The following is a 12,612-nucleotide window of genomic DNA, read 5'->3' on the forward strand; positions in this document are numbered from 1 at the left end:
TGCCAGACCCCGCGAGCCCGGCCTGATCGGCAAGACACCCCCCCGGACTCGACTCAGGCGGTGCGGGCCCGGCGCGAGACGACCGCGCGCAGCACGCGGCCGCCCTCGACGGAGAGCTCGCGGGCTCGGCGCAGACCGGTCGGGCCGTGGGCGGCCGATTCGAGGACGGCCTGCTGGCGGCGGAGCTCCCCGGCGAGCAGCGGGCCCGCGCCGTCCGCGCCCCCGGCCCGGCAGCGCTCGACGAGCCCGTCCGGCACCCCGGCGGCGTCGAAGCCGCCGTGCAGGGCGAGGGCGGTGGCGGAACAGGCATCGGCCCAGGTGCGGAGGGCCTCGCCGGCCCACGCCGGCGGGGCGCTCGCGAGCATCCCGCGTACGGCCTCGGCGTCCTCCGTACCGGCCGGGCCCAGCTCGACGAGGGCCTTGGCGACGGCCTCGCCCCATGCCGTCCCGTCGCCGCGCGCGACGGCCGCCCACACGGGCCGCAGGGCGTCGCCCCCGTCGGAGGCGAGCAGCGGCAGACAGCGGTCGAGGCACGCGAGACCGGCCGCGGCCAGCCCTCGCTCGTCGGCCCCGTCGATCAGGTCCCGCAGGCTCCGGCCCGTTGCTGTCTTCGCCGACGTCATGGACGCCTCCTCGCCACCCGAATGCGGACGCAGTACTTCCACTTACTGCGCCGGGCGGCGCTTTTTCGTCACTGCGCGGCCGGAATCATGCCAGTGGCCTTGGTGTGCTGCATAGAGGTCAGACGCCGGACGAAGAGGATCGCGAGGACGGCGGCGACGATGTCGAGCGCGTCGCTCACGAGGAACCAGTTCGCGGCGGACTCGTACTCCTCGAAGCTCTCGGCGCGGTCGAAGATGCGGCCCGCCACCCGCGCCACGAGGGTGTCGACGACGAAGACCGACCACCAGCCGTTGAGCAGCAGGAGTTCGCCCGGGCGGTCGGCCGCCGAGGGCTCGGCGCGGCTGGCCCGCCAGATGTCCGCGGCGATCCCGCGCGGGATCCAGAGGTTGGCGAGCGGAATGAACCAGCCGCCGATGGCCCAGCCGGGCGTACGGCCCTGGAGGCCCCCGGCCCAGACCTCGGCGTTCCCGCGCAGCCGGTGGAACCAGATGATGAAGACGGTCGCGGTCGCGAGCAGCAGCAGGATCTGGAGCAGGCCCGCCACGGCCATGGACGCCATCGCGAGGTCCCGCCCGGACACATCGCCCCCGACATCCTCCGTGACGGCGGTCCGGAGCTCGGAGGTGGCGAACAGGCTGAGGACATCGGCGAGGATCGTGCCGCCGAGCAGGGCCGTGACGGCAAACGAAAGGCCGTTCGGATTGCGGAGCATGGTGTGCGGTTCCCCCCAGGAACGTGCGACACCCCTCCCCGGGGCGCCGGCGGCGGCCGAGCGGCCGCCGCCGGGGGAACGTACGCGAACCGGACGCACCGCGTCCACGCCGGACGTCGGGTCGCCTCAGCGCACCTTCGCCGCGAGCGCCCGGAACTGGTCCCAGGTCAGGACCGGCTTCCGCTCGTCCCACAGCTTCTGCGCCGTCGCCGTCAGCGGCATCCGGATCCCGTCGGCCACCTGCGCCTGCGTCTGCGACCGGGACAGGTCGCACCAGACCGCGAACCGGCCGCCCAGGATCTGGGGTCCGTACCGGGCCGGCACCGGGGTCGTGCCCCGCAGGACCAGCGGGGTCCACTGCTCGTAGATGCGGCGGCCCGTGGGGTACGTGAACTGGTTGGGCTCGCCGAGGACGTAGTAGAGGAACTCGTCGTTGAGGTTCACGACCTTGCGGCCCTCGGCCAGGTACTCGGCGGGCGGGCGCGCGCCGATCTCCTTGCCGGTCCAGTACTCGACCTCGATGCGCTTGTCGGCGGTGACGACGCCGCCGCGGAAGAACCCGTCGTTCCAGGCCTTCGCCACCTTGCCCTCGCCACGGACGACCGCCGCCCGGTCGTTCAGCCAGCCCTCCGCCAGGTCCTGGACGCCGGCCTGGGGCCCGTACTTCTGCCGGGCCGCCGTGGCCAGCTGCGGGTACGAGGCGGAGGGGTTGCGGACGGTCAGCGCCTGGTACTCGTCGGCGCCGACGTGGAACCAGCCGCCGGGGAAGAGCGCGGAGTACTCGCGCAGCAGATCGTCGACGATCCGCGCCGAGGCGGGCTTGGAGATGTCGATGGCGCCCTGTCGCGGGACCCCCTGGACGTTGCGCAGCTGGAGGTCGGGGTGGGCGCGCAGGACGGCGCCGAGGTGTCCGGGCGAGTCGATCTCGGGCACGACGGTGATGTGCAGGCTCTGTGCGAGAGCGAGGATCCGGCGCACCTCGGCCTTGCTGAGGTGCTGGGCGGAGACGATCTCGGGGTGGGAGTCCGAGGCGATCCGGAAGCCCTGGTCGTCGGAGAAGTGCAGGCCGAACTGGTTGAGCTTGAGGTCGGCCATCTCGCGCAGCCGGTCCTCGATCCAGCCGGCGGTGAAGTACTTGCGGGCGATGTCGACGTTCAGTCCGCGCTGGGGCTTCGCGGGCGCGTCGGTGACGACGCCCTCGGGCATGGCGCCGGTGGCCTTGACCGACTGCTTGAGCGTCCGCGTGCCGTAGAAGACCCCGGCCTCGTCGGGCCCGCTGATCCGGACGCGGTTGTCACGGACGGTCAGGGTGTACGACTCGGGGCCGCCCGTCCCGCCCAGGGCCAGCTCGACGTCCCCGGGTCCGGCGGCGACGGCGCCGCGGTACGGGACGCCGAGCTCCCCGGCGAGCAGCTTCCCCTCGTCGGCGAGGCCCGCGCTGTTCGGGCCGAGGACGATCCCGGCGGCGGGCGCGGGCTTCCAGCCGGGTCCGCGGGCGGGCTCGTGGTCACGGACGGCAGGGACCGTGCGGGGCGCGGTGGAGAGCGGATACGTCCGCGTCGGGGTGGGGGTCGGCGTCGGGGAGGGCGGCGCGCTGGTGGGCACGGCGCTCGTCGCCGTCGTGCCGGAGGGCGCGGAGGGCGCGGAGGACGACGACGCCCCGGACGGAGAGCCGCTCGAACAGGCCGCCACGGTGGCCAGTGCCACCGCGGTCGCCATCAGTGCGGTGCCCCGGCGGGGCACCCGTATGGAGTACCGCATCATTCGGAATCCTCCCGTACGGAAGACGGTCCGGCCAATCGGAGGACACGCTGAACGGGTGACGGGAACCGCGGACCGGAAGCCGATCGTCCATCACTTGTTCCGAAACTCTCCCTTCCGGGTGAAATTCGTGCATCCGTCGGACACTTCCCTCGTCCCGTCGATAACGTTGCGTCACGCCCACCCCGCCCGTCCCGGAGTACCGGAGCCCACGCTGACCAGCGACACCCACGCCCCCTGCCGGAACCCGGGCTCCACGGACACGCCTGCCATACCCGCCCAGAACAAGGGCCCGGCCCACGCCGCCCTCCACGGGCTCACGCGTTTCAACGCCGCCTCGCCCGCCGAGGCCGAGGCCCTGCTGCTCTCCTGCTGCCACAGTCCCCGGTGGGCCGAACGAGTGGCCGCGCACCGCCCGTACCCGACGGTCGACGCCCTGCTCGCCGCCGCCGACGAGGCCGGCTACGACCTGACCCGCGCCGATCTCGACGGGGCGCTGGCCGCCGAGTCCTCCGCCCCGCCGCACCCCGACGCCCCGTCGGCGGCGCGGACCGCGCTGCGGGCCGCCCACGCCGCGTACGAGAGCAGTTTCGGACACGCGTTCGTGATCAGCCTCGAAGGAGTAAGGCCAGGAGAGCGTCTCGACCAGGTTTTGGCAGGCATCCGGTCACGTCTCGGCAACGAACCGGAGGAAGAGCGCGTGATCGCCGCCGACGAACTGCGCCGGCTCGCCCGCGCCCGGCTGGCCTTCCGGCTGGCCGAGGGCCTCACGCGGCGACACTCCGAAGCGTGATTCCGACCGGAACAGGGCGATTTCGGCTTGTGGGATAGCCCGTCCGTGCCTGTTTGATCACACCGATGGACCCCGCGCGAGCGAACCGACAAGTCGTCGCTACGATGACCGGGGCCGGTGGACCGTACCCGGCCGGGTCAGACCGACAGAGAAGCCGGCCGACCCTGATCCCCGCTCCCGGAGGGTTTTTCCGTGCCGGCTGGAACGCTGTACCGCGGCCGGGAAGGAATGTGGAGCTGGGTGGCTCATCGAGTCACCGGCGTCCTCATCTTCTTCTTCCTGTTCGTACACGTGCTGGACACCGCTCTCGTCCGCGTCTCGCCCGAGGCGTACGACGAGGTCGTCGCGACCTACAAGACGCCGATCGTCGCTCTTCTGGAGTACGGCCTCGTCGCAGCCATCCTCTTCCACGCGCTGAACGGCCTCCGGGTCATCGCCGTGGACTTCTGGTCCAAGGGCCCGCGCTACCAGAAGCAGATGCTCTGGACCGTCGTGGGCATCTGGGTCGTGCTGATGGCGGGCTCGCTGTACCCCGTCCTCGGCCACGCCGCACGTGAACTGTTCGGGAGCTGACGCCAGATATGTCTGCTGACACCACCTCCTCCGCCGCCATCGGCCCCGTCGAGGGCGCCGTGTACGACGTGGACAACCCCGCGCCGTACATCGAGGCCCCGCGCAAGCGCACCGGCAAGACGCCGAAGGCGACCCGCGGCAACTTCGAGATGGCCGCGTGGCTCTTCATGCGCCTCTCCGGCGTGGTCCTCGTCGTCCTGGTCCTCGGCCACCTGCTGATCCAGCTCTTCCTCGACGGCGGCGTCTCCAAGATCGGCTTCGCCTTCGTGGCCGGCCGCTGGGCGTCCCCGTTCTGGCAGGTCTGGGACCTGCTGATGCTCTGGCTCGCCATGCTGCACGGCGCCAACGGCCTCCGTACCGTCATCAACGACTACGCGGAGCGGGCCAACACGCGCCTGTGGCTCAAGGGCCTGCTGTACACCGCCACGGTGTTCACCATCCTTCTGGGCACGCTGGTGATCTTCACCTTCGACCCGAACATCCGCTAGGCACGGGGCTGAGGTAATCCACGTCATGAAGATCCACAAGTACGACACCGTCATCGTCGGCGCCGGTGGCGCCGGCATGCGCGCGGCCATCGAGTCGACGAAGCGCAGCCGCACCGCCGTGCTGACGAAGCTCTACCCCACCCGCTCCCACACGGGCGCCGCGCAGGGCGGCATGGCCGCCGCGCTGGCGAACGTGGAGGAGGACAACTGGGAGTGGCACACCTTCGACACGGTCAAGGGCGGTGACTACCTGGTCGACCAGGACGCCGCCGAGATCCTGGCGAAGGAGGCCATCGACGCCGTCCTCGACCTGGAGAAGATGGGCCTGCCGTTCAACCGCACCCCGAACGGCACCATCGACCAGCGCCGCTTCGGCGGTCACTCCCGCAACCACGGCGAGGCCCCGGTCCGCCGGTCCTGCTACGCCGCGGACCGCACCGGCCACATGATCCTCCAGACGCTGTACCAGAACTGCGTCAAGGAGGGCGTGGAGTTCTTCAACGAGTTCTACGTCCTGGACCAGCTGCTGGTCGAGGAGGACGGCGTGAAGAAGTCCGCCGGTGTGGTCGCCTACGAGCTGGCCACCGGCGAGATCCACGTCTTCCAGGCCAAGGCCGTGATCTACGCGTCCGGCGGCACCGGCAAGTTCTTCAAGGTGACCTCCAACGCGCACACTCTGACCGGTGACGGCCAGGCCGCGTGCTACCGCCGCGGTCTGCCCCTGGAGGACATGGAGTTCTTCCAGTTCCACCCGACGGGCATCTGGCGCATGGGCATCCTGCTGACGGAGGGCGCCCGCGGTGAGGGCGGCATCCTCCGCAACAAGGACGGCGAGCGCTTCATGGAGAAGTACGCGCCGGTCATGAAGGACCTCGCGTCCCGTGACGTCGTCTCCCGCTCCATCTACACGGAGATCCGCGAGGGCCGCGGCTGCGGTCCCGAGGGCGACCACGTCTACCTGGACCTGACGCACCTTCCGCCGGAGCAGCTCGACGCCAAGCTCCCGGACATCACCGAGTTCGCCCGTACGTACCTCGGCATCGAGCCGTACACGGACCCGATCCCGATCCAGCCCACCGCGCACTACGCCATGGGCGGCATCCCGACGAACGTCGAGGGTGAGGTCCTCTCGGACAACACCACCGTCGTCCCGGGTCTGTACGCGGCCGGCGAGGTCGCCTGTGTGTCGGTGCACGGCGCCAACCGCCTCGGCACCAACTCGCTGCTCGACATCAACGTCTTCGGCAAGCGCTCCGGCATCGCCGCCGCCGAGTACTCCGCCAAGGCCGACTTCGTCGAGCTGCCGGAGGACCCGGCGTCCCTCGTCGTCTCGACGATCGAGAAGCTGCGCAACTCCACGGGCAGCGAGCGGGTCGCCGACCTGCGCCGCGAGCTCCAGGAGACGATGGACGCCAACGTGATGGTGTTCCGCACGGAGCAGACGATCAAGACGGCCGTCGAGAAGATCGCCGAGCTGCGCGAGCGCTACGAGAACGTGTCCATCCAGGACAAGGGCAAGCGCTTCAACACGGACCTCCTCGAGGCGATCGAGCTGGGCAACCTGCTCGAGCTGGCCGAGGTCATGGCAGTCTCGGCCCTCGCGCGCAAGGAGTCCCGCGGCGGTCACTACCGCGAGGACTACCCGAACCGCGACGACGTCAACTTCATGCGCCACACCATGGCGTACCGCGAGGTCGGCGAGGACGGCTCCGAGACCGTCCGTCTCGACTACAAGCCGGTCGTCCAGACCCGCTACCAGCCGATGGAGCGTAAGTACTGATGGCTACCCCCGTACTGGACAAGGTCGAGGCCGAGTCCGCCGCCTCCCCGTACATCACGGTCACGATGCGGATCCGCCGCTTCAACCCCGAGATCTCGGACGCCTCGGTCTGGGAAGACTTCCAGATCGAGATCGACCCGAAGGAGCGCGTCCTCGACGCCCTCCACAAGATCAAGTGGGACGTCGACGGCACGCTGACCTTCCGTCGCTCGTGCGCGCACGGCATCTGCGGCTCGGACGCGATGCGGATCAACGGCAAGAACAGGCTCGCCTGCAAGACGCTGATCAAGGACATCAACCCCGAGAAGCCGATCACGGTCGAGGCCATCAAGGGCCTGACGGTGCTGAAGGACCTTGTCGTCGACATGGAGCCCTTCTTCCAGGCGTACCGGGACGTCATGCCGTTCCTGGTCACCAAGGGCAACGAGCCGACGCGCGAGCGTCTGCAGACCGCCGAGGACCGTGAGCGCTTCGACGACACCACCAAGTGCATCCTGTGCGCCGCGTGCACGTCGTCCTGCCCGGTCTTCTGGAACGACGGCCAGTACTTCGGTCCGGCCGCGATCGTCAACGCGCACCGCTTCATCTTCGACTCGCGTGACGAGGCGGGCGAGCAGCGCCTGGAGATCCTGAACGACAAGGACGGCGTGTGGCGCTGCCGCACGACGTTCAACTGCACCGACGCGTGCCCCCGTGGCATCGAGGTCACGAAGGCCATCCAGGAAGTCAAGCGCGCGCTGATCACGCGTCGTTTCTGACATCTCGTCGGCCGAGCATTCGGCTGTGAAGCCCGCTTCTGTACGCTGCGCGTGCAGGAGCGGGCTTTTTCCGTTGCGGAGCTGTGTGGAGAGCGGGGACTGATGAGCGAGCCGAACCCTTACGCGGACGGGGAGTACCAGTGGGGGCCTGGCCAGGGGGCCGGGACGCCGGGGTACGGGTATCCGCAGGACGCGACGCCGGGACCGGGGCCGTACCAGGCGCCGGCCTACCAGCCGACCCTGCCGGGCGGGGTGGTCGTGCCGCCGCAGTATCCGACGGGCGGGGCGCCGTCGTTCGCCATCGGGGACATCAGCGTGGTCGGTGACCAGATCCTCACCCCGGCCGGGCCGATGCCGCTGCGGGGCGCGGTGTGGAACGCGATGGACCTGTCGCGCACCGAGGAGAAGATCTCGACGGTCGGCATCGTGCTGGCCTGCCTCTTCGTCGCGGCCTGCGGTCTGGGACTGCTGTTCCTGCTGATGAAGGAGCAGCAGACGACGGGCTTCGTCCAGATCACGGTGAACAGCGGCGGCAAGCACCACTCGACGATGATCCCGGCGGTGCGCCCCGACACGATCCACTGGGCGATGGCTCAGATCAACTACGCGCGCTCGCTGAGCGTCTGACCCGTCCTCAGGGGCGGCCGGCCCCGAAGGCCCGGTCAGTCCCAGTGGCGGCTGTTCTCCGCGCTCTCGGCCTCGACCATGATCCGGCGCAGCAGGTCGTTGAGCTGGTTCCGCTCCTCGGGGGAGAGGACGCCGAGGAGCCGGTACTCCTCGTGGCCGAGGACGTCCATCGCGCCGAGCCAGGTCTGGTGACCGGATTCGGTGAGTTCGACGACGACCCGGCGGCGGTCGGTCCTGGACTGGGTACGGCGGACGAATCCACGCTTCTCCAGGGCGTCGAGGCGGCCGGAGACGGAGGCGGGGGCGAGGTCGAGGTCCTGGGCGAGCTCGGACGGGGCGGCGGTGCCGCCGCGGCCGGCGAGCTTGTGGAGGGTGTCGAACTCGTGGCGCTCCAGGTCGAAGTCGACGAGTGACTGCTCCCTGACCCGGCGGAAGTGGACGGAGAGCTTCTTCATCCGGGTGACGGCGCCTTCGACGACGGGGTCGAGGCCGGGCAGGACGGGCTGCCAGCGGGCGACGTGGTCGTCGGTCCAGTCGTGGGGTTCGCGGGGTTCGCCGGGGGCACGCGGTTCGTCGGGGAGCGCCATGGGGTGATCGTACGTCCGGGCGGTGGATCAAGCCCGGGAGCCCGGAAGCCCCCGAGAAAGTATTTCGTTGACGAATTATTCGGTACCGAAATACTCTGCGGTCCATGCCCGCAGCTCCCGCGCGCGCCGTCGCGCCCGCACCCGTCCCCCATCCCCTGCGCACCCGCTCCTTCCGCCTCCTCTTCACCGGCCGCGCCCTCTCCCTCCTCGGTGACGCGGCGATCCCGGCCGCCCTCGCCCTCGCCGTCCTGGAGGCCACCGGATCCACCTCGGCACTCGCCCTCGTCCTCGGCTGCGCGATGGTCCCCCGACTGCTCCTGCTGCCCCTCGGCGGCGTCGTCGGCGACCGCTTCGACGCCCGTACGGTCGCCCTCGTCACCGACGTCGCACGCTGCGCCACACAGCTCCTGGTCGGCGTCCAGCTGCTCGGCGGCACCCCGAGCCTCGCCGTCCTCGCGGTCGCCGAGGCGATCGGCGGGGCCGCCGGAGCCTTCGCGATGCCGACCGGCTCGCCGCTGGTGAAGGGGACCGTGGCGCCCGAGGCGCTGCACCGGGCCAACGCGGCGATGGGGATCGCCCGGAGCGCCAGCCGGCTCGGCGGACCGGCGCTCGCCGGCGCCCTCGTCCTCACCGTGGGGCCGGGCTGGGCGTTCGTCCTGGACGGGGCCACCTTCGCCGTCAGCGCCCTGCTCCTGACGGCCGTACGGGTGACGAGGGTGCGCATCCCGCGCCGCTCGCTCCGCGCCGACCTGGCGGAGGGCTGGCAGGAGGTCCGCTCCCGGGACTGGTACTGGACCAGCCTCATCGGCCACAGCGCCTGGAACGGCGCCGCGGCCGTCCTCATGACCCTCGGGCCCGCCGTCGCCGTGCAGCGGCTCGGCGGCGGCACCACCTGGGTCCTCCTGCTCCAGGTCGGCGCCGTCGGCTTCCTCCTCGGGGCGCTGCTCGCCGGCCGGGCCCGCCCCAAGCGCCCCGTCCTGACGGCGAACCTCGGGCTCGCCACGTACGCACTGCCCCTGATCCTGCTCGCCGTGGCCGCGCCCGCGCCGCTGACGATCGCGGCCTACGGGCTCGCACAGGCGGGGCTCGGCTTCCTCTCCCCCGTGTGGGACACCGCCGTCCAGCGGGCGGTGCCCGAGCACGCGCTCGCCCGGGTCACCTCGTACGACTGGCTGGTCTCACTGGCCGCGATGCCGCTGGGCTACGCCCTGGCCCCGCTCGCCGCCTCCGCCTGGGGGCCCGAGGTGCCGCTGCTCGCCGCCGCGGTGGTGGTGGGCGGCTGCTGCCTCGGCACGGCGCTCGTCCCGGGGGTGCGGCGCTTCCGCTGACGGGCCCGTTCTCGGGGGTGCTCCGCCTTCACTGACGTCCCGTCACGGCCGCCCGGGAAGCTCCGCCAGGAAGGCGGTGAGCAGTCGGGCGGTCTCGGCCGGGCGCTCCAGGGCGGGGAGGTGTCCGGCCCAGTCGAGGTCGAGCCGGCGGGCGGCGGGCAGGAGCCTGGTCAGCTCGTCGGCGACGGCCCGGAAGTCGGGCACGTCGTGGGCGCCGGCGACCACGAGCGCGGGGGCCTCGACCCCGGCGAGGTCGTCCGCGGTGACCCCGGTCCGGACGGGCGAGAACTCGTCGGGGACGGCCAGCTGGACCTCGAAGGCGCGCCGCTGCATCTCCAGTACGAGCGCGCGGGCGGCCGCGTCGGCCTCGGGGCCGAGCCAGGTGTCGACGTTGAGCTCGACGGCGCCTTCGAGGTCGCCCGCCTCCAGGAGGGCGTCCTCGCGGCCGCCCCAGGCCCGCAGCTCCTCGCTCGGCTCGAAGCCGGGCATGCCGGAGCAGAGCAGGGCGAGGGCGGAGACGTGTCCGGGGTGGCGGACGGCGAGCTCCAGGGCGATCTGGCCGCCGAAGGAGGACCCGACGACGGCGGCGCGGTCGATCCCGAGGTGGTCGAGGAGGTCCCGGACGTCGTCGGCGTGGGTGTGCGCGGCGTCGACGGGGGTCTCGCCGAAGCCGCGGAGGTCGCAGCGGACGACACGGTGGCCCGCCTCGGCGAGCGCGGAGAACTGCCCGTCCCACATCCGGCGGTCGCAGACCCCGGAGTGCAGCAGGACGACGGTCGTGGGGCCTTGGCCGGCCAGGTCATGAGAGAGCGTCACCCGCCGACCCTAGATGCGGCGGATCCGGGCGGCCACCGATTTGAACACGCGACTTGAACACGTTCAAGAGGAGGTCTACAGTCATACCCAACAGCTTTTGAACGTGTTCAAGGGAGGGTGGGGCATGGACCTCACTGTCGTCGCGTATGTCGTCTACCTGCTGATCAGCGTGGCCCTGACCATCTGGGTCGCCCGCACGCTCAGCCGCAACGGAAGGATCTTCCTCGCCGACGTCCTGCACGGGAACGAGAAGCTCGCGGAAGCCGTCAACCACCTCCTCGTGGTCGGCTTCTACCTCGTCAACTTCGGCTTCGTCGCCCTCTACCTGAGCCAGGAAGAGGCCGTCACCGACACCCGCGCCCTCTTCGAGGCCCTCTCCGTCAAGCTCGGAGTGGTCCTGCTGGTCCTCGGCGTGATGCACCTGGGCAACGTGTACGTGCTCAACAAGATCCGCCGCCGGGGCGTCATGGAGCGCGAGCAGGTGCCGCCGGTCGGTCCGCAGGGCTGGACCGCTGCCCCCAAGGCCGGCCCCTGGGCCCCGCCGGCCCCCCAGCGCTGAACCGCCGTGCGCACCCCCGTGAGACACCTGACCGTCCTGTACGACGCCGACTGCCCGCTCTGCGTGCACCTCAGGCACTGGCTGCTGCGGCAGCGGCAGCTCGTCCCGCTCGACCTCGTACCGGCCGGATCGCACGAGGCCAGGCGCCGCTTCCCGGACCTCGACCACTCCGCCACCCTGCGGGAGATCACCGTGGTCGGGGACCGGGGCCAGGTCTACCGGGAGACGAACGCCTGGATCGTCTGCCTCTGGGCGCTCGCCGACCACCGGGCCAGGGCCCACTGGCTGGCCACCCCCGCGGGGCAGCCCTTCGCCCGGGTGACCGTCCTGGCCGCCGCGAAGTGGCGCGAGGCCCTCAAGGGCCCGGACCGGGAAGGCGGGCACTGCGAGGACGGGCACTGCGAAGTGCCCGGTCCGCCCGACTAGGCTCAGTCCCGTGACGCAAGAGAAGAAGGCCGACGAGAAGAAGGCCCCGAAGAGCGAGCAGACCCGCACGCTCATCCTCGAAACCGCGCTCCGGCTGTTCAAGGAGCGCGGTTACGACAAGACGACGATGCGGGCCATCGCCCAGGAGGCCGGGGTCTCCGTCGGCAACGCGTACTACTACTTCTCGTCCAAGGAGCACCTCGTCCAGGGCTTCTACGACCGGATCGCCGAGGAGCACCAGGCCGCGGTCGAGCCCATCCTGAACGGCCCCGAGAAGGACCTCCACGCCCGGATCAAGGGCGTCTATCTCGGCTGGCTCGACATCGCCGAGCCGTACCACGAGTTCGCTTCGCAGTTCTTCAAGAACGCCGCCGACCCGGACAGCCCGCTCAGCCCGTTCTCACCGGAGTCGGAGGGCCCGCGCGAGGCGGCGATCGAGGTCCACCGGCGGGTCATCTCCGGAGCGTCGGTCAAGGTCGACCCGGAACTCGCCGAGGCGCTCCCGCAGTTGCTGTGGCTCCAGCAGATGGGCCTCGTGCTGTTCTGGGTGTACGACCGCTCGGAGGGCGCCGCGAACAGCCGGCGGCTCGTCGAGCGGCTCGCACCGGTCACGGCCCGGGCGATCTCGCTCTCCCGCTTCCGGATCCTGCGTCCGCTCGTCAAGGAGACGCACGAGCTGCTCTCCGACTTCATGCCGACGGCGGCCGGGATGGCGGCCTCGGGCAAGCCCAAGCGGGCCACCGCGAAGCCGCCGACCACCTGACCCACGGGCCCGGGGCC

At 71.2% G+C, this 12,612-nt stretch carries 15 protein-coding genes; 10 read left to right on the plus strand and 5 right to left on the minus strand.

Annotated elements, in window-relative coordinates; all coding sequences use genetic code 11:
* Nucleotides 1–53: 53 nt before the first annotated feature.
* The 3 genes from SGA01_RS09735 to SGA01_RS09745 form a co-directional block, all read right to left on the minus strand.
* A complete protein-coding gene (locus SGA01_RS09735) occupies nt 54–623 on the minus strand; it encodes a hypothetical protein (protein ID WP_141295385.1) in 570 nt (189 codons plus the stop codon).
* Between the two features lie 68 nt (nt 624–691).
* Nucleotides 692–1,336: a DUF4328 domain-containing protein gene (locus SGA01_RS09740; protein WP_141295388.1), complete on the minus strand. Its 645-nt coding sequence runs from the start codon at nt 1,334–1,336 to the stop codon at nt 692–694.
* 126 nt (nt 1,337–1,462) lie between these two features.
* Nucleotides 1,463–3,100: a beta-N-acetylhexosaminidase gene (locus SGA01_RS09745; RefSeq protein ID WP_141295391.1), complete on the minus strand. Its 1,638-nt coding sequence runs from the start codon at nt 3,098–3,100 to the stop codon at nt 1,463–1,465.
* Nucleotides 3,101–3,266: 166 nt separating this feature from the next.
* On the opposite strand from SGA01_RS09745, the gene SGA01_RS09750 reads away from it, so the two are divergent.
* From SGA01_RS09750 to SGA01_RS09775, 6 genes are all read left to right on the plus strand, one after another.
* A complete protein-coding gene (locus SGA01_RS09750; RefSeq protein ID WP_141295394.1) occupies nt 3,267–3,890 on the plus strand; it encodes a 2-oxo-4-hydroxy-4-carboxy-5-ureidoimidazoline decarboxylase in 624 nt (207 codons plus the stop codon).
* Between the two features lie 192 nt (nt 3,891–4,082).
* Complete coding sequence (gene sdhC, locus SGA01_RS09755; RefSeq protein ID WP_015035721.1) at nt 4,083–4,463, plus strand: succinate dehydrogenase, cytochrome b556 subunit; 381 nt, start codon at nt 4,083–4,085, stop codon at nt 4,461–4,463.
* Between the two features lie 8 nt (nt 4,464–4,471).
* Nucleotides 4,472–4,951, plus strand: coding sequence for a succinate dehydrogenase hydrophobic membrane anchor subunit (locus SGA01_RS09760; RefSeq protein ID WP_141295397.1), 480 nt, complete (start codon nt 4,472–4,474; stop codon nt 4,949–4,951).
* A gap of 25 nt (nt 4,952–4,976) precedes the next feature.
* On the plus strand, nt 4,977–6,731 hold the full coding sequence (gene sdhA / locus SGA01_RS09765; RefSeq protein ID WP_141295400.1) for a succinate dehydrogenase flavoprotein subunit: 1,755 nt from the start codon (nt 4,977–4,979) through the stop codon (nt 6,729–6,731).
* A complete protein-coding gene (locus tag SGA01_RS09770; protein ID WP_024755306.1) occupies nt 6,731–7,489 on the plus strand; it encodes a succinate dehydrogenase iron-sulfur subunit in 759 nt (252 codons plus the stop codon). The genes sdhA and SGA01_RS09770 overlap by 1 nt, the downstream gene beginning before the upstream one ends.
* A 102-nt stretch (nt 7,490–7,591) precedes the next feature.
* Nucleotides 7,592–8,116: a hypothetical protein gene (locus SGA01_RS09775; RefSeq protein WP_141295403.1), complete on the plus strand. Its 525-nt coding sequence runs from the start codon at nt 7,592–7,594 to the stop codon at nt 8,114–8,116.
* Between the two features lie 35 nt (nt 8,117–8,151).
* Here SGA01_RS09775 and SGA01_RS09780 read toward each other — a convergent pair whose 3' ends face one another.
* On the minus strand, nt 8,152–8,703 hold the full coding sequence (locus tag SGA01_RS09780; protein WP_141295406.1) for a MarR family winged helix-turn-helix transcriptional regulator: 552 nt from the start codon (nt 8,701–8,703) through the stop codon (nt 8,152–8,154).
* A 104-nt stretch (nt 8,704–8,807) separates the two neighbouring features.
* Between SGA01_RS09780 and SGA01_RS09785 the strand changes: the two genes are divergently transcribed.
* The gene (locus SGA01_RS09785) at nt 8,808–10,031 is read left to right on the plus strand and encodes an MFS transporter (RefSeq protein WP_141295409.1); all 1,224 of its coding nucleotides are present in this window, start codon (nt 8,808–8,810) and stop codon (nt 10,029–10,031) included.
* Nucleotides 10,032–10,073: 42 nt separating this feature from the next.
* Here the strand turns inward: SGA01_RS09785 and SGA01_RS09790 are convergent, their stop codons facing one another.
* Nucleotides 10,074–10,847: an alpha/beta fold hydrolase gene (locus SGA01_RS09790; protein ID WP_141295412.1), complete on the minus strand. Its 774-nt coding sequence runs from the start codon at nt 10,845–10,847 to the stop codon at nt 10,074–10,076.
* Nucleotides 10,848–10,971: 124 nt separating this feature from the next.
* On the opposite strand from SGA01_RS09790, the gene SGA01_RS09795 reads away from it, so the two are divergent.
* From SGA01_RS09795 to SGA01_RS09805, 3 genes are read left to right on the plus strand one after another with little or no spacing between them, the layout of a single operon-like run.
* Nucleotides 10,972–11,406 (plus strand): hypothetical protein, encoded by a 435-nt coding sequence (locus SGA01_RS09795; RefSeq protein WP_055641730.1) that lies wholly within the window; start codon nt 10,972–10,974, stop codon nt 11,404–11,406.
* A gap of 6 nt (nt 11,407–11,412) precedes the next feature.
* Nucleotides 11,413–11,832, plus strand: coding sequence for a thiol-disulfide oxidoreductase DCC family protein (locus SGA01_RS09800; protein ID WP_229918320.1), 420 nt, complete (start codon nt 11,413–11,415; stop codon nt 11,830–11,832).
* Between the two features lie 10 nt (nt 11,833–11,842).
* The gene (locus SGA01_RS09805) at nt 11,843–12,595 is read left to right on the plus strand and encodes a TetR/AcrR family transcriptional regulator (protein WP_141295415.1); all 753 of its coding nucleotides are present in this window, start codon (nt 11,843–11,845) and stop codon (nt 12,593–12,595) included.
* The last annotated feature ends 17 nt before the right edge of the window (nt 12,596–12,612 follow it).

The organism is Streptomyces gardneri, from assembly GCF_006539185.1.
Lineage (GTDB): Bacteria > Actinomycetota > Actinomycetes > Streptomycetales > Streptomycetaceae > Streptomyces > Streptomyces gardneri.

Bases quoted from the DNA above. Each gene is read 5' to 3' on its own strand.
- SGA01_RS09740 (WP_141295388.1), bottom strand. From the start codon at position 1,336: ATGCTCCGCAATCCGAACGGCCTTTCGTTTGCCGTCACGGCCCTGCTC.
- SGA01_RS09760 (WP_141295397.1), top strand. From the start codon at position 4,472: ATGTCTGCTGACACCACCTCCTCCGCCGCCATCGGCCCCGTCGAGGGC.
- SGA01_RS09775 (WP_141295403.1), top strand. From the start codon at position 7,592: ATGAGCGAGCCGAACCCTTACGCGGACGGGGAGTACCAGTGGGGGCCT.
- SGA01_RS09735 (WP_141295385.1), bottom strand. From the start codon at position 623: ATGACGTCGGCGAAGACAGCAACGGGCCGGAGCCTGCGGGACCTGATC.
- sdhA (WP_141295400.1), top strand. From the start codon at position 4,977: ATGAAGATCCACAAGTACGACACCGTCATCGTCGGCGCCGGTGGCGCC.
- SGA01_RS09785 (WP_141295409.1), top strand. From the start codon at position 8,808: ATGCCCGCAGCTCCCGCGCGCGCCGTCGCGCCCGCACCCGTCCCCCAT.
- SGA01_RS09770 (WP_024755306.1), top strand. From the start codon at position 6,731: ATGGCTACCCCCGTACTGGACAAGGTCGAGGCCGAGTCCGCCGCCTCC.
- SGA01_RS09795 (WP_055641730.1), top strand. From the start codon at position 10,972: ATGGACCTCACTGTCGTCGCGTATGTCGTCTACCTGCTGATCAGCGTG.
- SGA01_RS09745 (WP_141295391.1), bottom strand. From the start codon at position 3,100: ATGATGCGGTACTCCATACGGGTGCCCCGCCGGGGCACCGCACTGATG.
- SGA01_RS09780 (WP_141295406.1), bottom strand. From the start codon at position 8,703: ATGGCGCTCCCCGACGAACCGCGTGCCCCCGGCGAACCCCGCGAACCC.